This window comes from Shewanella electrica (assembly GCF_022321485.1).
In the GTDB taxonomy this organism is placed as follows: Bacteria; Pseudomonadota; Gammaproteobacteria; order Enterobacterales; family Shewanellaceae; genus Shewanella; species Shewanella electrica.
The window spans coordinates 271,957-294,119 of sequence record NZ_JAKOGG010000003.1 but is presented as its reverse complement, the minus strand read 5'-3'; the positions used below and the strand labels follow the sequence as shown (position 1 = coordinate 294,119).

The following is a 22,163-nucleotide window of genomic DNA, read 5'->3' as shown; positions in this document are numbered from 1 at the left end:
TGCTTGCTCAGACTCCGATCCGCGATGGTGGCCGTGACTGGCAGTTTCATTTTGCTGCTATCCTTGCTTGGCGGTTCGGCGCAGGCATTTGAACAGATAAACTATCAAAACGTATTCCCCGCCGTTGCACAAGGGACGAGAGCATCACTGTCGCTATTATGTTTGTTTGTGGAACAGCCCCAGCTTGGTATGTACGACAGCAGTAAAATCAACGGCACTAAAGGCAATAGTCTCCAGTACTGTAATTCCAACCTTGGGGCGGGTATGCCCGAAGATGCGTGTGATACCGCCGGGGCGAACCGCGACTATTGTCGAATTAACGGTACCTCACAGGTGCGCTTGTCATCCAGCTTTGGCAATGGCTTTTTATATTCTTCTAACCGTAATGACGGCAGTAGCGCTAGCAACATCGGCAATTGTAATTACGGTGACCAGTTACGACTCGGTTATGATGGCCGTAGTCAATTCAATACTGTGCGCTTGTACAAGGATTGTGATCTGTCTTTTTCTCCTGCACAAATGGAATATCGTTTGCGTACTTTAGATATCGGCGGTGGCGCGACGGTGACATTAAGTAGTGGTGATTATTGGATTGAATCGCTCACGGTGAATGGTAATGGTCATCTGCGTATTGATGGCAACGTTCGCTTATTTGTCGGCACGGGCCTTATCAACAGCGGTTTGGTGGATAAGAGTGATGCCAGCGCGTTAACCTTGGTGGCGTATAACAACTTATCTTTGGATGGTAGTAGCCGCTTGGATGGCTATGTTTATGGTTTCAGCCGGGTTTATCTGAATGACAGCTCAGTGATTTATGGTCGCGTGACCAGCGCAGCGTTGCTAATGACTGGAACGAGTCAACTCAACGATGCCGACCGTTTTACTCTGCCAAATCTCACCTGTTTTACCGATAACTTCTCCTCATCCAGTTTACCTAACTGGGTGGTAGCACGGAGCAGTGGCAACTTCTCGCCATCTACCACGCCTCAGGGACGCTTGCGCATGACGCAAGCTGTTGCTAATCAGGCAACATCGGCCACTTATCAACGGTTATTTCCCGGTGCGGCTAACTACATCACTGTGGAATTTAATCACTACGCCTATGATGGCAACGGTGCTGATGGCATGGCATTAGTGTTGTCGGATGCTGTGTTTACGCCGCGCCCCGGCGCTTTTGGTGGCCCGTTAGGCTATGGCTATAAACCAGGGATTGCGGGGTTTGCTGGTGGTTGGTTAGGCGTTGGTCTGGATGAATATGGCAACTACTCTTCTGAGGGCGGAGATTATAACTATGCCGGCATTTTACGCCAGACCGTGGCGGTGCGTGGTTCTGGTCGTGGCACCGCGGGATATAACTTCTTAGCGGCAGTTTGCGATACTTCAACCTTCAGCTACATATTTTTAGGCATCTGCATGTCGCCCCATATTGATGATAATAACGGCGCCAATCACCAATATCGCTTAACGCTCGATAGCCGTAACAGCGGCCGCGCTATTCTCAAAATTGAGCGTAATACGGGCTCAGGTTATAGCACCATTGTTGACAACTTTAACGTGTTAAACCGTGCGGGCCAGTTGGCGTTGCCGCAAAATCTACTGTTTTCGCTAACGGGTTCGACGGGGCAGAACTTCAACGTGCATGAGGTCGATAACATGCGCATCTGCGCCTTGAAATCGACAGCGATTACCGGCGTGATTGACCATTTCGAAATTGAAATTAACGACTCACCGCTCACTTGCACGCCGCTGAGCATGACCCTTAAAGCGTGCAAAAATGCTTCATGCAGTGAGTTATATACCGATCCTGTGACGGCGACATTGGCGCCCGAAGGGAACTCATGGCTGCCAAGTAATCCGGTCAGTTTCTCTGGCGGTTCGACCACGATTCAGTTATCCCATACTCAAGCGGGGCCGGTCACGTTAGATGTGACTGGCTCGGCACCGGTGACTAAAGCGTTTAGCACCACTTTATGCCGTCAAAATGGCGGTGCCTTGTCGAATGCAGCATGTACGGTGAATTTTAGCGACAGCGGCTTTGTCTTTGATGTGCCCGATAAATTAGCCGCCAAGCCGATTGATGTGCTGATAAAAGCGGTCAAAAAAGATGACATAACCAAGCGTTGCGTCAGCGCTTTTGCGTCAACACCTAAGAATCTGAAATTCTGGTCCAGCGTGGTTGATAGACCAAGCATTGCGGGTTACACACCACCGCCAGTGACCGTGAATAGTCGCGCGATAGCCTCAACGGCAGTCAGTGCTGAGTCGCAATCAGTCCAGTTCAATGCGCAAGGGGAAGCCACGGTAACGGTGAACTATGATGACGCTGGTAAGCTGGCATTGCATGCCCAGTACGTCGGCAGTGGTATTGATGCTGGTTTAGTGATGGATGGCGATGATGCCTTTGTTAGTTTCCCGGTCGGGCTGTGTGTGACGGCGCCTGAGCCTAATGCCGATTGTGCTTCTGGCAATGCCAGTTGTTCAGCGTTTCGTGCGGCGGGCGATCCGTTTACGTTAAATATCCGCGCTAAACGCTGGCACAACAATAACAGCAGCAATATCTGTAGCAACGGTGATACACCGTCGTTTGCTATGAATGCTGTCGCGTTATCACATCAGCTGGTGGCACCGCAGAATGGTCAGTTAGGTGAGTTAGCGCAACGCGATTATGCCCAGCTCGCCAGCGTCAGTGGTACTAATGTGCAACAAACCGTCGCGGAAGTGGGCGTATTTCGCTTTGCAGCAAACAGCCAATTGCCTTATTTGGACTCGCAAGCGTATGCCATTCCAGCCTATTTCTCTGATCCCGTTGGCCGCTTTTATCCTGCAGGCTTTAAGGCGGAAAACTCTCATGTGGTATCAGGTTGTGGTGCGTTTACCTATATGGCACAGCCGTTTTATTTGAGCACCAATTTAAGTGCGCGTAATCGTAGTGGTCAGCTAACGCTAAACTATACTGGCAGCTTTGCTGATGGCAGCGCGCGCTTGCAGGCCGCCAATAACTTGGATGGTATTGATTTGTCGGCGCGGTTGTCTGCGTTAGCTGGACAGTGGAACAGCGGCCAAATGAGTTTTAGCCAAGCACCAGTAACCTTCTCGCGGCCACCTGCACCACAAGCCGATGGGCCATATTCGGCGCTGGCGCTCGGAGTGCGCATAGATGACCGCGATCTGGTGCCGATGCTCGATGCAGATATGCGTGCCGATGCCGAGGGCAGTTGCACGGGAAGCTGTAATGCGCGGAAATTAGCAACCATAGATATGCGCCTTGGTCGTGCAGTGCTATTTGACACTTATGGGCCTGAAAATCAGCCCGTGGTAATGAACGGTCAGAGCCAATACTGGGATGGTCAACAATGGCGACTCAATACCGATGACAGCTGTAGCTTGGTCACGCCAGCCATGCAAACTCAGCAAAGTGATGCTGCCTTGGGTTATCTGTTTGAACCTAGTTTGAGTAACGGTCTGCAGATGATTCGCACGGGAGCACCAGCGCAGATCAGCCTAGGTAAGTTTGGGATTAGCTGGGAATCATCGGGCGCTTATCAAGGTAAAGTGACCGCACCTGTTGTGGTGCCAGATTATCTCAAATGGTATTGGCAATTTGATGGGGTATCTAATCTGCCGCAAGATCCGCGGGCGAGTGTCTATTTTGGTCGCTATCGCGGTCACGATCGCATCATCAACTGGCGTGAGGTACGTTAGCACATACTGACCTGCTGTCTATGTTGGTCGCGCCGCTCATGCACTAATGGCCGATGGCACGCGTGAGTGAATGAGTTGCTGGTAAAATGAACAATTCACGCCACTTTTATGACACTTTGCCGCCAACGAACCGATCTGCAAGAAAAAATTATGCTTCGTCAGCGTTTGTTAGCCTTGTCAGTCTTGTGGAACCGGGGAGGCATTGATAAAGTTAGCTGATTTTCAAATCTTCTTCTCCGACTCCACAGATTACAGGCTAGTTACATGTTGAAAAAGCTGCGTGGCATTTTTTCGAATGATCTCTCGATCGACCTAGGTACCGCCAACACCTTAATTTATGTCCGAAACGAAGGCATCGTCTTGAACGAACCTTCTGTTGTTGCTATTCGAGTGGATCGCAGCGGCAATAGTCAGCGTTCTATTGCAGCCGTCGGGATGGAAGCAAAACAGATGCTAGGGCGTACACCCGGCAATATTCAAGCAATTCGCCCGATGAAAGATGGCGTGATTGCTGACTTTCACGTAACAGAAAAAATGTTGCAGTACTTTATTAAACAAGTACATAACAACAGTTTTTTACGTCCAAGCCCACGCGTTTTAGTCTGTGTTCCCGTCGGAGCGACCCAAGTTGAACGCCGCGCGATTAAAGAATCAGCCATGGGCGCTGGTGCACGTGAAGTCTATTTGATTGAAGAACCAATGGCCGCTGCTATTGGTGCGGGTTTGCCCGTATCTGAAGCCACCGGCTCTATGGTGGTAGATATCGGTGGTGGTACCACTGAAGTTGCCATCATCTCGTTGAACGGTGTGGTGTATTCCTCTTCTGTACGCATCGGTGGTGACAAGTTTGATGAAGCGATCATCAACTATGTGCGTCGTAACTACGGTAGTTTGATTGGTGAAGCGACCGCCGAACGTATCAAACATACCATCGGTACCGCTTACCCAGGCGATGACGTGTTGGAGATTGAAGTTCGCGGCCGTAACTTGGCTGAAGGGGTACCAAGAAGCTTTACCCTGAACAGCAACGAAATTCTCGAAGCGCTGCAAGAACCGCTGTCAGGTATTGTCAGTGCTGTGATGGCCGCGTTGGAACAATCACCGCCAGAATTGGCTTCCGACATTTCTGAGCGTGGCATGGTGCTCACCGGTGGTGGTTCATTGCTGCGTGATTTGGACCGTCTGCTGATGCAAGAAACCGGTATTCCAGTGATGCTGGCAGAAGATCCGTTAACTTGCGTAGCGCGCGGCGGTGGTAAGGCGATCGAGATGATCGATATCCACGGTGGCGACCTATTCTCGGAAGAGACCTGAGTTAACAGTGCAGCATAAGGCGGTCGCAATACCGCCTTCGCTTTATTATGACGCCAATATTTGCTCGCAGTGTTTCGCATCAATTTCGTTTAACACTGGCAGTTATTCTGTCGGTGGCTTTGTTGTTTGCCAATAAAAAACTTGAACCCGCACGTGAGGCGCTCGCCTCGGTGTTAAGCCCAATGCAATACGTTGCCACAGCCCCCGGCAACTTGTTTGACTGGGGCGCGGAAAATCTCGCCTCCCTCAGCATGCTCAAAAAGCAAAACCAAGAGTTGCTACGTCAGCAGGTGATGATGAGCGAGCGTTTGCAGCGGTTTGAACATCTTCGCCAAGAGAACCAACGTTTGCGTGCCTTACTTGGTTCGCCACTACACATGGACGCCAAAAAGATGGTGGCCGAAGTGGTGGAAGTTGCCAGCGATCCTTTTCATCAATTTGTGGTGATTAACCACGGCAGTAACAACGGCGTATTTGTTGGTCAGCCGGTGGTGGATGCGCAAGGCGTGGTGGGCCAAGTGGTGGAAGTGAACGCGTTGACCTCGCGGGTGTTACTGATCTCCGACCCGAAACAGGGCATTCCGGTACGGATTACCCGCAACGATGTGCGCGTTGTTGCCAATGGTACCGGTGAACTCGATCAGTTAGATCTGCGTTATGTTGCCAAAAGCACCGATATCAAAGTGGGTGATTTGTTGGTGACATCTGGCTTAGGCAATCGTTTTCCCGAAGGCTACCCAGTGGCTCGGGTGATCACCATTAACCGTGATGACGGGCAAAACTACCTGAAAGTAACGGCGCAGCCGATGGCGGCGCTAGACCGAATTCGTTACCTGCTGCTGATTTGGCCGGACCATCCGCCTACGCAAGAACCTGAAGCGAGCGCGGCAACAACGACTGAGGACGTTAGCCAATGACATTAGAACATGCCCATGGGCGTTTGGTGGTGTGGTGTTCGCTGCTGATTGGTTTGTTATTTGAGTTAATGCCAGTACCTGATGTGGTGATGCCATTTCGCCCTGATTGGTTACTGCTGATCATGATCTATTGGGCGATGGCTTTGCCGCATCGCTACAACATTCTCACTGCCTTTGTGATTGGCACCCTGCTGGATGTGTTGCTCGGCGCGCATTTAGGCATTCGTTCCTTGGCTTATTCGCTAGTTATCTACCTAATTGTGATTAACTTTCAGCGTTTGCGAACCTTCCCCGTATTGCAGCAATCGGTGATTATCGGCTTAGTGCTGTGTTGCTACCATCTGATCGTATTTTGGGTACAGTTTCTATTAGATCGCCCACCATTCTCATTTGAACTTCTGTTGCCAGCGCTGTCTGGCATGATTTTATGGCGCTGGATCTACTGGGTGCTGCGCCGGTTACGCCGCCGCTATAAGGTAAAATAGATGACACTGATTTTGGCTTCAGCTTCGCCACGGCGACGTGAACTATTGGCGCAACTGGGCTTAGGTAACGCAGCATTTCAATTCAGCGTACAACCGGCAGATATTGATGAATCGCTACGCGCGGGTGAAGCGCCAGCGCCATTTGTGCGCCGTTTAGCCTTGGAAAAAGCCCAAGCTGGCCTCGCTGCCAGTGCTGATGCCAACGCCGTGGTGTTGGGCTCCGACACCATTGTGGTGTGTAATGACACCATTCTGGGCAAACCCGCTGATAGTGACGAGGCGTTTGCCATGTTGTCATCGCTCAGCGGCCGTACTCATCAAGTGATGACCGCCGTTGCTTTGTGTTCCGCCGCGCGCACCGAGTCTGTGCTAGTGTGCACCGAAGTGACCTTTACCGCGCTAACCGCCGCGCAGATCCACGCCTACATTGCTAGCGGCGAGCCAATGGATAAAGCCGGTGCTTACGGGATTCAAGGGCTCGGCGGCAGCTTTGTAAAACAGCTACAGGGAAGTTACTCCGCCGTGGTTGGTTTGCCGTTGGTGGAAACTCGCGAGTTGCTGCAAAAAATGCACATTATTTGAGGATTAGTGGGTATAAACCTACCTAATTGAGCAGATTTCACTGCCAGCAATCGATAGAATCAAAACATTAGCGTTTTCAACAGGGGTAAATTGTGAGTTCCACTGGCACAGTCAATAGCAAGACACCGCGTAAGGCAGGTTCCGAGCTGTTGATCAACGTGACTCCAACCGAAGCCAGAGTTGCCTTGATCGAGCATGGTGTACTGCAGGAAGTTCATATCGAACGCCGCATGAAACGTGGTTTGGTCGGCAATATCTACAAAGGCAAAATCAGCCGTGTGTTACCCGGTATGCAAGCCGCGTTTGTGGATATTGGACTTGAAAAGGCGGCATTTTTACATGCTTCGGATATTTTCCCTCACACCGAATGTGTTGCCGATGTAGAAAAAGGCAATTTTGTGGTGCGCGACATTGCCGAATTGGTTCGCCAAGGGCAAGACATTATGGTGCAGGTGGTCAAAGATCCGCTGGGCACCAAAGGCGCGCGCCTGACCACTGATATCACCCTGCCATCACGTTATCTGGTGTTTATGCCGGGCTCCAGCCATATCGGCGTATCACAACGGATTGAATCGGAAGAGGAGCGCGTGCGCCTCAAAGACATCACCGTACCGTTTGTTGATGAAGATGGCGGCTTTATCATCCGTACCGCAGCCGAAGGTGCCGGTGCCGATGAATTACGCCAAGACGCCGCTTTTTTACGCCGCGTGTGGGCCAAAGTCAGCGAACGCCGTAAACGCCCCGGCACTATGCTGCTGTATCAAGATTTGGCGCTGCCGGTGCGCGTGGTGCGTGATTTTGTCGGCTTGGAGCTCGACAGTATTCAAGTAGACGCGGGCGGCACGGTGGAAGAGCTGCAACAGTTTGCCCAAGAATTTATGCCAGATGTGGCCGGTAAGATTGAGCATTACACTGGCCCTGCGCCGCTGTTCGATCTGTACGATGTCGAGAACGAAATCCAACGCGCGCTTGAGCGCAAAGTGGAGCTGAAGTCTGGCGGCTATTTGATTATCGACCAGACCGAAGCCATGACCACGGTAGATATCAACACCGGCGGTTTTGTCGGCCATCGCAATCTGGAAGAAACCATCTTCAACACCAACATGGAAGCCACGCTGGCGATTGCGCGGCAACTGCGGTTACGCAATCTCGGCGGTATCATCATTATCGACTTTATCGATATGACCAACGAGGAACACAAAGCGCGGGTGTTGAACAGTCTCGCCAATGCGTTGTCCAAAGACCGAGTAAAGACCAATATTTCTGGCTTTAGTGGCTTAGGTTTGGTGGAGATGACGCGCAAGCGCACCCGCGAAAGTTTAGAGCATGTGTTGTGTGGCGAATGCCCCGCATGCCGTGGCGCGGGGTCAATGAAAACTGTGGAAACCGTCTCTTATGAAGTTTTCCGCGAGATAATCCGTCTTGATCGCACCTACAAAGCCGATGAGTTTTTGATCTACTGCGCTCCCGCCGTTTATGAAGCGCTGGCGGCTGATGAAGCGCATTCACTGGCCGAGCTGGAAGTTTATATCGGCAAGCGGGTGCGGTTGCAGTGTGAGCCTATGTATGTACAAAGCAAGTTTGATGTGGTGATGGTTTAGTGACGTTACGCTTTCGCTCGTTTAAGTTTGGCCGTTTTTTGGGGCAGTTTTTAGCGCTGATTTTAGTGCTGTTTGCGCTCACGGTCAGCCTTATTCGCGGTTTGTTGCCGCAGCTTGATGCCGAGCGTTTAGAGCAGTACATCGCCGACCAATACGGCGTACAAATGGAACTGGGACAGCTGTCGGCCAAGTGGCAAGCCTATGGGCCATCGGTCACTATCGATTCGGTCTCCGTGCCGCAGCAGGGCGACATGCCGGTAAGCTTCAGCATCGACAATGTGCAGATCAAACTCGATTTTTGGCAGACGTTGTTGAACTTGTCGCCGCAGGTAGAGAACGTCAACTTTGGCAATGTCTATCTGGCGCTCGACCTAGATAAGCTCGGTGATAACGCTAACCCCAAGCCTGCCACGGCGCAGCCACATCATGCCGCCAATCTTGATTGGCTCTACAGTTTACTGCTGGAACAACTACAGCAATATGCCATCGATAACGCCACCGTGCAGTTGCTGTCTGCCAGCCACCAATATCGCCCAATTCAACTGAAACAGCTACGTTGGTTAAACCATGGTGAACGCCATCGCGCCAATGGCGCCTTGTATCTGGATCGCACCTCGTTAAGCGGTCAGCATATGTTGCTGAATGTCGATTTGACTGGCAATGGCAATAAACCCGATTCCATCAAAGGGCAGCTATATATCGCGGCGAACGAGCTGAACTTGGGCGCTTGGGCATCAGAACACAGTAAAGCGTTAGATGAGCCACTGTCGATCCCGCTGCAAGGCGTGGTGAATCTGCAAGCATGGTTTGACGTAGAACACCGCAGTATCGAGCGCGGCTTAGTGCAGTTTGGTCACTCAGTGTTGGATTGGCAGCAGCAAGATGAGCAGCAAAACTTCACCATTGATGGCGGTCAGTTGTTGTGGCAGAAGGGTGACCAAGGCTGGCAGTTGTCGAGTCGCGATTTAGCGTTTAGCAGTAATCAGCAACCGTGGCAGGATTTTTCTATCTATGTGGCTAAGCGGCAGCAACGGCTGTTTGGTCACGTATCAGCATTCGCCCTAGAACAACTGCGGCCGTTGGCACCGTTGATCCCGGCGATTACGCCGGAGCAACTCCGTAAAGTATTGGCGTTGGATGTCAAAGGCCAAATTGAGCAACTGCAACTTTACCAAGCACCAAACGAAGCTATGCAACTGCAACTGCCTATTAAGGCCTTGAGTTGGCAGGCGGTCGATGCCATTCCCGGCAGCGCGCCCATCGATATCGAACTGGGCAGCAACGGTGGTTTCTTGAGTGCTCGGCTACCGGCGCAGCATTATCAACTGAGTTTTGTTGATCAATTCAAAGGTCCGCTTGCGTTAGACGGTGAGGCGTTGCAAGTTGGGTTTGATGTTGCAGAAAAACAGCTAATCGTGCCGTCTCTGGTGCTGAATAATAGTGACCTCAGCCTCGACGCCAGTGCGCTAATGAGTTTGGCTGACACGCCAGAACTCAGCCTATCGGCCTCATTGGCGTTACACAATCTTGCTAATGCGCACCGTTATTTTCCCGTCAAAGCGATGGGCGAAGACCTTACTCACTATCTTACCGAAGCGATTAAAGCCGGGCGCAGTGATGATGCGCGGGTGGTATGGCGTGGGCCACTGAGTGAGTTCCCTTACGCGGAACAGCAAGGGGTATTTCAAGCGGCATTTACCTTGCAACAGGGCACATTTGCCTTTCAACCGGATTGGCCAGCGGCAGATAAATTGACCTTAGCGGCACTGTTTGAAAACGACCGCATGGCGTTAGACATACAGCAAGGCATGTTGAAAAAAGTCGACATTAGTGGTGCCCAAGTCAGCATTCCTAAAATGGATGCGCACAGTCATTTGCTGGTGAATGCGGATTTGCACGCCAACGGCCCCGATGTTAGCCAAGTGATGGCGCTATCGCCATTGACTAGCGTCAGTTCCACCTTGGATGTGATCAACATTCGCGATGCCATCAACGGCTCGCTCGCGCTCGATATTCCGTTGTATGAAGGTGGTACGCCAGATATTCATGGCAAAGTGCTGCTGGATAACAACACGGTGTACGTCAGCAAGCCCGGCGTGTTGTTGCGCAAACTCAATGGTGAAGTCACCTTTGATAATGAAGTGGTCCGCAGCGATAAAGTCACTGGCTTGATGTATCAGCAACCAGTGCGCATGGACTTTACTACTGGCCGCAACAACGATGATTTTGGTGTAACGGTGCATCTGGACGGTGCTTGGAACCTCGATAAACTGCCGAAAGAGCTCAATAACCCGCTACAGTCGTTTTACGCCGGAAAAATGAATTGGAAAGGCTATTTACAGCTGATCTTTGATGACAGCGGTTTTCGTATTCAGGCCAACGCTGATGCCGATCTGAAGCAAAGCCAACTGCTGTTACCTGCGCCGTTTAACAAGGCCAAAGGCCAAGCGTTAACTGTGTCGGCAGAATTGCTCGGCGATGATAAACAAGCGTCGCTCGGGATCCGCATGGGCGACCTCGCCGAGTTCTGGGGCAGTCTTGATGCCGCAGAAGACCGACTCAAACACTACGATATTATGCTGGGACGGCCATTCCGTAGCGGTGACAAGTTGCATAAGACCGATGGCAAACTGTGGCTTGCGTTAAAAGACACCCAATTTAGCGACTGGCAGCCGGTGATTGAATCGTTCCTCAATTTCAAGCAAGCGCCATCCAGTAGCGATGCTGTGGCGACGAACGCTGCCAGCGAAACCGCTTCCTCCGCGAAAAAACCAAGTTTCTTCCCGCCACTCGTCGCGATTGGTGGCACCGTAGCCCAGCTCGATATTTTAGGGCAACGCTTTAATCAACTCCGCTTGGATGCACACGATACCCAAGCCTCATGGCTATTTAATATTGATGCACCGGCCTTTGCTGGCAGTATCGAGATCTTCCCCGATTGGTTGCAACAAGGCCTAAAAGTAGTGGCGTCGCGGGTGTATCTCAATGCTACACCACCGCTAGTTGCCGCCGATGCCGACGCCGCCAAGGCTGACAATGCCGTGACACAGTTGCCGCCGTTAGCGCTTGATATCGCCGATTTTAGCTATCAAGGTTGGCCGCTTGGTCACTTGGTGATGCAAGGTGCGCCAGCGCCGCAGGGTTATCACTTCCAGATGTTTTCGCTTAATGCAGCGCAAGGCAATTTGCAGGGCAGCGGTGATTGGATCACCGAAGGCAATAATCGTACTTCGGTGAAATTTACCTTGGATGCCGACAATTTCGAAAAGCTGGCCGCCGTGTTTGATGTGACGCCAGGCGTGAAAGACTCACCACTGAAATTGAAGGCTGAGCTGAATTGGGCCGGTGGCCCCAGCGGTTTTAATTTGCCATCGCTAAGTGGCAATGTGCGCTTTGATTTGGGCAAAGGCCATATGGAACAGCTCAGCGATAAAGGCGCGCGTATCTTCTCGCTGTTTAGCTTAGATTCGATTTTGCGTAAGTTGTCGCTCGACTTTTCCGACGTGTTTGGTAAAGGGCTGTATTTCAACTCGTTCAATGGCGACTTAGCGTTAGACAACGGCATGTTACAAACCACTAATACTGAAATGGATGCGGTGGCGGGCAACATGAAGGTGCGCGGTTATACCAACTTGGTCAGCGAAAGCCTAAACTACGATATCCGCTTTGCACCGAAACTCGCCTCCAGCGTGCCTACCGTGGTGCTGCTCAGTACCAGTGCGTGGACCATGGGGCTGGGTGCGTTCGCATTAACCAAAGTATTGGAGCCAGTGATTGAAGTCATTTCAGAAATTCGCTTCCGTCTTACAGGCACCATTAGCGAGCCAAAACTGGAAGAGTTAGAGCGTAAGAGCAAAGAGATCGAAATTCCGAAAAGCATTTTGCCTGCGGATAAACAGGGTGACGCCGGTGCTGAAGATAACAGCCAAGGTAGCGATAGCGATGCAAGTAACCGCGCGCCAGCCAGCCCAACGGCGCAGGTAGATAGCCGCAATGTCATCATGCCAGCCACCCCCGCTGCCAATGACGAAGCAACATCAACAGTGACGCCATCACCGAGCAAGGAGCCGCCGCATGCAAGTGAGTCTGTTACAGTGCCAGAGCAGCCGCAAGCCGGACGAGAACCTAGCGTTTATCCAGCAGCAGCTTGAGCAATTACCGCGACAGGCGGGTGAGCCACAACTGGTGGTGTTGCCTGAATGTGCCTTGCTGTTTGGCGGCCATGAAGGCGAGCAATTAGCATGGTCTGCGACCGATGCACCACTCAATCTTACCGAAGCTCTCGCAGCATTAGCGCGCCAATATCAAGTCTATTTAGTCGGCGGCACAGTGCCTGCGGCCAGTGGCGATGGCCGTGTTTATAGCCGTAGCATCTTATTCGACGATCAAGGCGGTATTGTTGGTAGTTACGACAAACTGCATCTGTTTGATGTGGATGTCAGCGACAACACTGGCAGTTACCGCGAAAGCGACACCTTCTGTGGCGGTGACCATCTCAGTGTATTACCCACACCATTTGGTCAATTAGGCCTAACGGTATGTTACGATTTACGTTTTGCAGACCTATTTCGTGCGCTACGCTTGCAAGGTGCAGAATTAATTGTCGTGCCAGCCGCATTCACCAAAGTCACCGGCGCCGCCCACTGGGAAGTGTTATTGCGGGCGCGGGCGATAGAAAGCCAATGCTATATTTTAGCGGCGGGGCAGTGGGGCGCACATAATCAAGGTGGCCGCGAAACGTGGGGCCAATCGATGATTATCGATCCTTGGGGGCGCATCGTCGCGCAGCAAGCTAGCGGTATTGGCTGGGTGCAAGCGCCCATCGACCTGTCGCTAGTTGCCAAGGTCCGTCAAGATATGCCAGTCTGCCAACACAATCGATTTGCTGCACCGCAGTTACAGCCGTTGCAGCGCAAATAGTTTTCCATCACAAGATCTTAGTGAGAGTGCATTCATGCCAGTTTTAACGCAAGTCGGAGCCAGTCTACTGCAGCAAGGGTTAGATCTCGAAGATCTGCAGGGATACCTGAAACACATTCATCAGCACCAAGTCGACTTTGCCGATCTCTATTTTCAAGGCAGTCGCCATGAATCTTGGGTGCTAGAAGACGGCATTATCAAAGAGGGTAGCTTCCATATCGAGCGCGGCGTGGGCGTGCGTGCCAACGCGGGTGAGAAAACCGGCTTTGCTTATGCCGATGAGATCACCCCCAATGCATTAACCGCCGCCGCCGATGCTGCCCGCGGTATTGCGGCCAGTGGCGGCCAGCACAAAGTGCAAGCGTGGAAACGCCGCGGCGCCGTGGCGCTTTACTCCGAAGCAGACCCGATTGCGGCGCTGAATGAAGCCAGCAAAATCGCCTTGCTCAAACAAGCCGATGCGTACATTCGCAGCCTCGACAGCCGCATTATCCAAGTGGTTGTCAGCTTGTCAGGGGTTTATGAAGAGATTTTAGTGGCCGCTAGCGATGGCACCTTGGCTGCTGATATTCGCCCGCTGGTGCGCTTTAACTGCTCCGTCATTATCGAAGAAAATGGTCGCCGTGAACGCGGTGGCTCTGGTGGTGGTGGCCGTCATGATTACAGCGTGCTGATGGCAAATAGCGACGATGGTCTGCCCATGTGTTTTGCCTTTGCCCGCGAAGCGGTGCGCCAAGCGCAAGTGAATCTAACTGCGGTCGATGCCCCAGCCGGTGAGATGCCAGTGGTGCTGGGTGCCGGTTGGCCTGGCGTATTGCTGCATGAAGCGGTCGGCCATGGTCTAGAAGGCGACTTCAACCGTAAAGGCAGCAGCGCTTTTAGTGGCCGCATTGGTCAGCAAGTGGCTTCGGAATTGGTCACTGTGGTGGATGATGGCACGCTGCCAAATCGTCGTGGCTCGCTCAGTATTGACGATGAAGGCACGCCAACGCATCGCACGGTACTGATCGAAAACGGCATTCTTAAAGGTTACATGCAGGATAAACTCAACGCCCGTTTGATGGGACAAGCGCCTACTGGTAACGGTCGCCGCGAGTCATACGCCCACTTGCCAATGCCACGCATGACCAACACCTACATGCTGGCAGGCCAGAGCGATCCCAAAGATATCATCGCCTCGGTGGAGAAGGGTATTTATGCGCCTAACTTTGGTGGCGGCCAAGTGGATATCACCTCCGGCAAGTTCGTGTTCTCCGCCTCAGAAGCTTACTTAATCGAAAAAGGGCAAATCACCCAAGCGATTAAAGGCGCGACCTTGATTGGTAATGGGCCAGAAGCGATGGGCATGATCTCGATGGTGGGCAACGATCTGGCCTTAGATCAAGGCGTTGGCGTCTGCGGTAAAGATGGTCAAAGTGTGCCTGTCGGTGTGGGTCAACCAACCCTGAAACTGGATCGTTTGACCGTGGGTGGTACCGCCTAACCGCTGAGGTGCAGCCCTCGCAGAGCAAGGACGTTTTTGCGACTAGCCAGTCGAACGCTACGGCTGGCTAGTATCGCAATCTACTCAATGGTAGAATCTCCACGGAATTAGAGTAAATACTCTAGAGGTATAAATGAAGCGCACTAAAATGTTTGCTTTGCTGGCGTTGAGTTGTTGGGGGTCTGTGGTGCAGGCCGAACCGGTAACACTGGCCAACGCGTGGCAACAGCTACAACAAGTTAGCGATAAGCTGGCCGCCGACGGCGAACAAGTCAACGCGGCTCAAGCTGAGCAGCAAGGGGCGAAAGACCTATACCTGCCACAGCTTTCTATTGAAGGGACCTACACGCGCTTGGAAAAGCCGCTTGAGCTGGATCTCACCAAGCTCAATCCGCTAGCGTCCATGGACCTGTCCACTCTCCCAGCACAATATGCGGCAATTTTTGCCAGCATTCCGCAATCGATGTTTGTCACTCCGTTCACTGAGCAAGAGGTGTATAACGCCAGCTTGCGGGCGATGTGGCCTATCTATACCGGCGGGCAGATCACTGCCGCGCAAGCCATTCGCGAAGCACAAGTGGCCGAAAAACAGCAACAACATGAGCTGACGCGGCGTGAGTTGTTCACCCAATTGATCGACCGCTACTACGCGGTGGATGTCAGTCAATCGCTAGTGGTGACGCAGCAGCAGTTGGTGGATTCATTGACTACCCACTATCAACATGCGTTGAAAATGGAGCAGCAAGGGCAGATCGCCAAAGTCGAGCTACTCAACGCCGAAGTGGCGTTGGATGATGCCAAAGTGACTTTAGGCAGCGCCACACGTCAGATGGAGATGGCGCAGATTGCGCTGCGCCGCCTGCTGCATGAGCCAAGCGCTGATGCCGTCTCCCCGATGTTTGTCTTAGATACGCCACCGTCGTTACCACAGGTCACTCAGCTAACGCTGGCACAGCATCCGGCGTTGAAGCTGCTGCATTCAAAAGAGGAGCAAGCCAAAGGCCTGATCGACATGGAAAACGGCAAGTACAAACCCACCGTGTATCTGTATGGCAACTACACCCTGTACGACGATGACAGCTTAGTGGCAGAGATGACCCCAGACTGGATGGTGGGCGTGGGCGTGCGGGTGCCGCTGATCTCGCGTGATGGTCGCAGTGGCAAAGTGCTAGCGGCAAAAAGTGCGTTACTGCAAGCGCGCTATACCAAAGCACAGACCACCCAAGATTTGAGCCTGTTGGTGGATCAAAGTTACCGGCAGATGCAGCAAGCGGCGGAAGAGATTAGCTCGCTCAATACCTCACGCAAGCTGGCACAAGAAAACTTACGCCTACGGGAGTTGGCCTTTAATCAAGGGCTGGCAACGTCGGTCGAGCGAGTGGATGCCGAGCTGAAACTCAGCGCCGTCAATACCCGTCAATTGGCAGCAAAATATCGCTACATGCAGGCCTACGCGCAATTAATGGCAGTGAGTGGGCAACTGGATGATTTTATTGGCTACAGCAAACAGCAGGAGATGAAGGATGCGCGCTAATCCTTTACTGGCGACAGTAGCGTTGGGTGGCATCGCCGCCGCGCTGATTTATGGTTTGGTTTTAGCTTATACCCCGACACCGCAGCCGTTGCAGGGGCAGATTGAAGCGCGTGAATACAATGTCTCCTCCAAAGTGGCTGGCCGTGTTGAGCAAGTGATGGTCCGCCGCGGTGACAACGTGAAACTCGGCGATCTGCTGTTCTCCATCGACAGTCCTGAGCTGAATGCCAAGTTGCTGCAAGCCAGCGGTGCACTGCAATCGGCCAAAGCGATGCAGGCAGAAGCCGATAACGGCGCCCGCAAGCAGCAAATTGCCGCCTCGCGTGAGCAATGGTTGAAAGCCAAAGCCGCCGCCGAGTTGGCGCAAACCACCTATCAACGGGTGGAAAACCTATTTAATGATGGCGTAGTGGCACGGCAAAAACGCGACGAAGCCTACACGCAATGGCAAGCGGCGAAATACACCGAGCAATCGGCCAAAGCGATGTATGACATGGCACAAGAAGGCGCGCGCGATGAACAAAAAGTTGCGGCAGAAGGCAATGCCAAACGTGCCGAAGGCGCCGTGCAAGAGGTTAATGCTGTGCTAGCTGATAGCCAGATGCGCGCCCCTAAAACCGGTGAAATCACCGAAGTGCTGCTGCAACCTGGCGAATTGGCGGGCAGTGGTTTTCCGGTGGTCACCTTAATTGATATGCAAGACAGCTGGGCAATATTCCAAGTGCGTGAAGACTTGCTTAATCAGTTCCACAAGGGCGACATCAAGCAGTTACGCATTCCGGCATTGGGCAAAAGCTTTGAGTTTAAAGTGAGTTACATCAGTGCCTTGGGTGACTTTGCTACGTGGCGTGCCACCGAAAGCGGCCACGACTTTGATATGCGTACTTTCCAAGTTGAATTGCGTCCTACCGCACCGATTGCTGATTTACGCGTCGGCATGTCGGTATTGCTGGATGGAGCCGAGTAATGCGAGCGCTGCTGCGGCGCGAGTGGCTAGCGCTAAAGCATGATAACTGGCAGCTCGCATTAGTCAGTTATGTGCCCTTGTTGGGCTTTATGCTGTTGTGGTGGTTATTCTCGGCAGCGTTACCACGTGGCTTGCCGGTGGCGGTGGTCGATCAAGATCATTCCAGCATCAGCCGTATGCTCGGGCGTACCATCAATGCCAGCCCAGTTAATCAAGTCATTGATTATCCCAATCAAACAGAAGCGATTGCCGCGATGCGTCGCGGCGAAGTATACGCGCTTGTCACGCTGCCGGTGAATCTGCGCCGTGACCTGCTGCTGGGCAAACAGCCGCAAATTGATGTGCGCTATAACGGCCAGTTTCTGTTGGTGGGTAAGTTACTGTCAGCGCAAATTAGCCTCAGCCTCGCCGATGGGTTACATCAACTGGCGCGGGTGAATCTGTTATCACACGGCGTGCCAAGCAAACTGGTGGCCGCCCATATGCAGCCGGTGACGACTCAAACCACGGCGCTGTTCAATGTGAATAACAACTATGTGGGCTTCTTAGTGCCGCCCATTCTGGTGGCACTGTGGCAACTAATCGCCATGCTCACCTTTGCTAATGCGATGAACCGTGAGTTAACCCCAGGCCATTGGCAGCAGGCTTATCAACAGGGCTGGTTTAAACTCATTGGCGCCAAGGCGCTGTTTTATGGGCCGATCTTACTGGTGCATGGTCAGTTTGTATTGGCGTTGGTATATGGCTATTTAGGTTTGCCAGCCGAGCAATTGGTGTGGCTACTGCCATTGCAACTACTGACCTTGTTAGCCGTGTGGTTGTGGGTGGTGTTGATCTTCTTTTTACTGCGCGACAGTGCGCGGGTGATCAGCTTTTGCACCGCTTTATTTGCGCCCGCATTTGCCTTTATGGGCATTACCTTTCCGACGGCAAATATGCCGTTGCTGGCACAATGGTGGCGTGAGCTGATGCCTTCCAGCCACTATATTGAGGCGCATGTTAGCCTCGTCAGTTACGGCAATGTCGGGCTGATGTGGCAGCACGGCTTAGCTATGCTGGGCTTTTTACTGCTGTTGTTACCAACGCTCGCTTTAGCGTATTGGCATCGGCCGAAAGCGGATAAAGTGGAGGCGTTGTCGTGAGTTACTGGCGCTGGATGTTAACTGACATTGTTACCCTCGCGCGCGATCGGGCGATTGCACTGACGCTGTTTGGTGGGGTGTTGTTTTACGCGGTGTTGTATCCGCTGCCGTATATCCACGATGTGGCGACTGAGCAAAGTGTGGCGGTGGTCGATCTGGATAACTCGTCGTTATCGCGGCAGATGATCCGTTATGCCGATGCCAGCCCGCAGGTAAAAATTGTTGCTCGGGCCGGTTCTGTCGACGAAGCTCGAGCGATGATCGATCAAAATCAGGCCAAAGGGTTGTTAGTGATCCCGGCTAATTTTCGTCATGATTTACTGCGTGGGCAGCAAGTGACGCTGAGCTTTGCTGGCGATGCGAGTTACTTTTTAATTTACTCCGCCATTGTGCAGGGGCTGACTACCGCCGGGTTAGACGTCGGCAGCCAGTTGCAGTTACAAGGTTTACTGGCTAATGGTACGTTGCCCGCAGCGGCCGCGCGTCAAGTTGCGCCCGTTGCCCTGAATGACGTAGCGGTGTTTAACCAAGGCTTGGGTTATCCCGCCTATGTTATTCCTGGGTTGTTCTTGCTGATTTTGCACCAAACCTTGTTCATTGGTATGGGTATCTTAGGTGCCGGTCAGTGGCGCCAGACTGGCTATTGGCAGCAGTTTTCGCCGTTGACGACAGTGTGTTTGCGCATGGCGTCGTTCAGCGTGATATATGCCTTTTTGAGCGCGTTCTACATCGGTTGGTGTTACTACTACTATGATGTCGGTCGGCAAGCATCGCTGGGGCAAGTGCTACTGTTGATGTTGCCGTTTCTGTTGGCAACTGCCGCGGCAGGCATGGCGTTTAGCACCTTGTTTGTGCGCCGTGAGTTGCCTACCCAAGTGATGTTGCTCAGTTCGATGCCGATTCTGTTTGTGGCGGGATTTGTGTGGCCGCTATCGATTATTCCTGCTCCGCTGGTGTGGTTGTCTCAACTTGTGCCGGCAGTACCGGGCATGATGGCAATGTTGCAGCTCAACCAAATGGGCGCCAGTTGGTCGCAAGTGCTGCCGCTATGGCTGCAACTTTGGGGGTTATGTGGCTTGTATCTGTTGCTGGCAGTTTGGGGAGTGCACCGCCGACGGCAAGCGTTAGCGGCACAACTAGCTGAAGACTCAGAGAAGCATTAACGTATTAGAAAAACAGGGTTTCGAGTTTTTGTTCTGAGATATACATATCACATCTATCGGCACTGCTGGATTTGGCATTTTATATCGCACTAGGGGCTGCTGTTCTTTGGCGTTTAATTTTTGTTCAAGTTAAACGCGTTATGGACGAGGCGCAGCCCGTCAATGCAACAGCGACGATAGCCGCTGATATTAGCGAAATATGTTTCTTCATTATCCATCCTTGAAGTAGTAAAAGCGCTTCCCTGAGCGGATGGATTATAACGTTTTTGTTAAAAAAAACGCCAGTAACCACTGGCGTTTGTTATAAATTATTTACTTTTTTGTTTCTGATAATAGGTACTTAAACAAGTTGGTATTGGCTGCCGATTCTGGCCCTTTGGCTAACTCTTTCTTAGCTTGGCGTACCAGTTGTCGTAGCTTTTGGCGATCAATGTGCGGATGCTCGTCAAGCAATTCTTGAATTGCCTCGTCACCGTCATTTAATAGTTTATCGCGTAGCTTTTCGGTAATTTGTACCTCTGCCGCTACTTGGTTTTTGCGGTTCAGCACTTTATCCAACGCCGCTTTAATCGGTTCAATATCGATATTACGCATCAGACGACCAATATATTGCACTTGGCGGCGATGAGCATCGGTATTGGGTTTAATCTTTTTGGCGAGTTCCATTGCATCCAACAGGCTATCTTCCAGCGGAATTTTCTGCAGCTGGCTTTTACTCAATGTCAGTAATTGTGCCCCTAGGTCCTGAGCCGCAGTACTTTCCCGCTTCATAGCGGATTTACTGACGTACTCTGCGTCATGGTCATAGGGTTGTTTCATCAGTTCAGAATCGTCGACGATTTTCATAACTCAGTTTTCCAGTGAAATCGCGCTGATTGTAGCAGTTCTGCAAGATTTCGTCTGTAGTGGCGGGAATTTTCATCAGCTTTGCCAAGTTTTATACATGAGAAACCCCGCGGGGTTTGTTATGCTCTAAATATCATTTGCTTAAGTTGAGTAACACCGTGTCAGTTCCGTTTATCGATGCTGAGCTGCCTGCATTAAAAGATGCGGTAGCCACTGCGCTTGAATATGCCCGTAGCCTCGGCAGCAGTGCCGCAGAAGTTGCGATTAGTAAGCAGCAAGGGTTAAGTGTTTCTAGCCGTCTTAAAGAAGTGGAGACGGTGGAATTCAATAAAGACGGCGCCTTAGGTATCACAGTGTATCGTGATGGTCATAAAGGCAATTCTTCTACCTCTGATCTGTCACCGGAAGCGATTAAACAAGCGGTGAGAGCGGCCGATGGCATTGCCCGTTACACCAGTGAAGATCCTGCCGCTGGCCTCACCGATGCTGAGTTGATGGCAACGACATTCCCTGATCTTGATGTGTACCATCCGCGCCATTGCAGTGCCGAAGAGTTGGCTGAACTCGCTATCGCCGCGGAAACTGCCGCATTGGCGACCGATAGCCGCATTACTAACTCCGATGGTGCCAGTGCCAATGCCCATAGCAGCATTAAAGTGTACGGTAACAGCCACGGCTTTTTGCATGGATACTGCAGCAGCCGTTACAGCTTAAGTTGTGTGGTGATTGGCAGCGATGAACAAGGCGATATGCAACGCGATTACGACTACACCGTCGCGCGTCGTTTTGAGCAACTGCAATCGGCGCAGTTAATTGGCCAGAGTGCGGCGCATAAAACCGTCAGCCGCCTTGGCGCGCGTAAGTTGCCTACCGGCAAACTGCCGGTGATCTTTGCTGCTGATATTGCCACCGGTTTGCTGGGGCATTTTGTTGGTGCAATTAGCGGTTCCAGTTTGTATCGCAAATCGAGCTTTTTACAGGATTCTCTCGGTCAAACCTTATTCCCAGAATGGTTCAACATTCATGAGCAACCGCATCTACTCGGTGGCCTTGCCAGTGCCATGTACGACAGCGAAGGCGTGGCAACGCAAGATCGCCTGATCGTGGATAATGGTGCTTTGCAAACCTATCTGCTCACCAGCTATTCCGCCCGTAAACTGGGTATGAAAAATACCGGTCATGCCGGTGGGATTTATAACTGGCGCGTGAGTGACAGCGGTAAAACCTTAGCGCAGTTGCTGCAACAGATGGGTACTGGTTTGTTAGTGACCGAAGTGATGGGCCAAGGCGTGAACGCGGTGACCGGTGATTACTCTCGCGGTGCTGCCGGATTTTATGTTGAAAATGGTGAGATCCAATATCCAGTGGAAGAGATCACTATCGCCAGCAACCTTAAAGATATGTACCGCAACATTGTTGCTGTGAGCAGCGATCGTGAGCAGCGCTCTTCGATCAACACGGGCGCAATCTTTATTGAACAGATGAAGATTGCCGGTAATTAACTGAG

At 52.0% G+C, this 22,163-nt stretch carries 15 protein-coding genes; 14 read left to right on the top strand and 1 reads right to left on the bottom strand.

Annotated features, from left to right (window positions below; genetic code table 11):
• The first annotated feature begins 3 nt into the window (after positions 1-3).
• From L9G74_RS06150 to L9G74_RS06090, 13 genes are all read left to right on the top strand, one after another.
• Positions 4-3,702, top strand: coding sequence for a DUF6701 domain-containing protein (locus L9G74_RS06150; RefSeq protein ID WP_238895423.1), 3,699 nt, complete (start codon positions 4-6; stop codon positions 3,700-3,702).
• Positions 3,703-3,966: 264 nt separating this feature from the next.
• On the top strand, positions 3,967-5,016 hold the full coding sequence (locus tag L9G74_RS06145; RefSeq protein ID WP_238895422.1) for a rod shape-determining protein: 1,050 nt from the start codon (positions 3,967-3,969) through the stop codon (positions 5,014-5,016).
• 47 nt (positions 5,017-5,063) lie between these two features.
• The gene (gene mreC, locus L9G74_RS06140; RefSeq protein ID WP_238895421.1) at positions 5,064-5,933 is read left to right on the top strand and encodes a rod shape-determining protein MreC; all 870 of its coding nucleotides are present in this window, start codon (positions 5,064-5,066) and stop codon (positions 5,931-5,933) included.
• The gene (gene mreD, locus L9G74_RS06135; protein ID WP_238895420.1) at positions 5,930-6,418 is read left to right on the top strand and encodes a rod shape-determining protein MreD; all 489 of its coding nucleotides are present in this window, start codon (positions 5,930-5,932) and stop codon (positions 6,416-6,418) included. The genes mreC and mreD overlap by 4 nt, the downstream gene beginning before the upstream one ends.
• Entirely contained in the window at positions 6,419-7,000 is a 582-nt protein-coding gene (locus L9G74_RS06130) for a Maf family protein (protein ID WP_238895419.1), read from the top strand. It abuts the gene before it with no gap.
• Between the two features lie 92 nt (positions 7,001-7,092).
• Positions 7,093-8,601: a ribonuclease G gene (gene rng / locus L9G74_RS06125; RefSeq protein WP_238895418.1), complete on the top strand. Its 1,509-nt coding sequence runs from the start codon at positions 7,093-7,095 to the stop codon at positions 8,599-8,601.
• Positions 8,601-12,752 (top strand): YhdP family protein, encoded by a 4,152-nt coding sequence (locus L9G74_RS06120; protein WP_238895417.1) that lies wholly within the window; start codon positions 8,601-8,603, stop codon positions 12,750-12,752. Before rng ends, L9G74_RS06120 begins: the two co-directional genes overlap by 1 nt.
• Positions 12,676-13,521, top strand: coding sequence for a carbon-nitrogen hydrolase family protein (locus L9G74_RS06115; protein ID WP_238895416.1), 846 nt, complete (start codon positions 12,676-12,678; stop codon positions 13,519-13,521). Before L9G74_RS06120 ends, L9G74_RS06115 begins: the two co-directional genes overlap by 77 nt.
• A 34-nt stretch (positions 13,522-13,555) precedes the next feature.
• Positions 13,556-15,004, top strand: a complete 1,449-nt coding sequence (gene tldD, locus L9G74_RS06110; protein WP_238895415.1) for a metalloprotease TldD — start codon at positions 13,556-13,558, stop codon at positions 15,002-15,004.
• A 133-nt stretch (positions 15,005-15,137) separates the two neighbouring features.
• Positions 15,138-16,538 carry a TolC family protein gene (locus L9G74_RS06105; RefSeq protein WP_238895414.1) on the top strand — a complete coding sequence of 467 codons (1,401 nt, stop codon included), beginning with the start codon at positions 15,138-15,140 and terminating at the stop codon, positions 16,536-16,538.
• Positions 16,528-17,505: an HlyD family secretion protein gene (locus L9G74_RS06100; protein WP_238895413.1), complete on the top strand. Its 978-nt coding sequence runs from the start codon at positions 16,528-16,530 to the stop codon at positions 17,503-17,505. The genes L9G74_RS06105 and L9G74_RS06100 overlap by 11 nt, the downstream gene beginning before the upstream one ends.
• Positions 17,505-18,647, top strand: coding sequence for an ABC transporter permease (locus tag L9G74_RS06095; protein ID WP_238895412.1), 1,143 nt, complete (start codon positions 17,505-17,507; stop codon positions 18,645-18,647). The genes L9G74_RS06100 and L9G74_RS06095 overlap by 1 nt, the downstream gene beginning before the upstream one ends.
• Positions 18,644-19,810 (top strand): ABC transporter permease, encoded by a 1,167-nt coding sequence (locus L9G74_RS06090; RefSeq protein ID WP_238895411.1) that lies wholly within the window; start codon positions 18,644-18,646, stop codon positions 19,808-19,810. The genes L9G74_RS06095 and L9G74_RS06090 overlap by 4 nt, the downstream gene beginning before the upstream one ends.
• A 312-nt stretch (positions 19,811-20,122) precedes the next feature.
• On the opposite strand, the gene yjgA is transcribed toward L9G74_RS06090, so the two are convergent.
• Entirely contained in the window at positions 20,123-20,656 is a 534-nt protein-coding gene (yjgA, locus tag L9G74_RS06085; protein WP_238895410.1) for a ribosome biogenesis factor YjgA, read from the bottom strand.
• 158 nt (positions 20,657-20,814) lie between these two features.
• On the opposite strand from yjgA, the gene pmbA reads away from it, so the two are divergent.
• Entirely contained in the window at positions 20,815-22,158 is a 1,344-nt protein-coding gene (gene pmbA / locus L9G74_RS06080) for a metalloprotease PmbA (RefSeq protein ID WP_238895409.1), read from the top strand.
• Positions 22,159-22,163 lie beyond the last annotated feature (5 nt).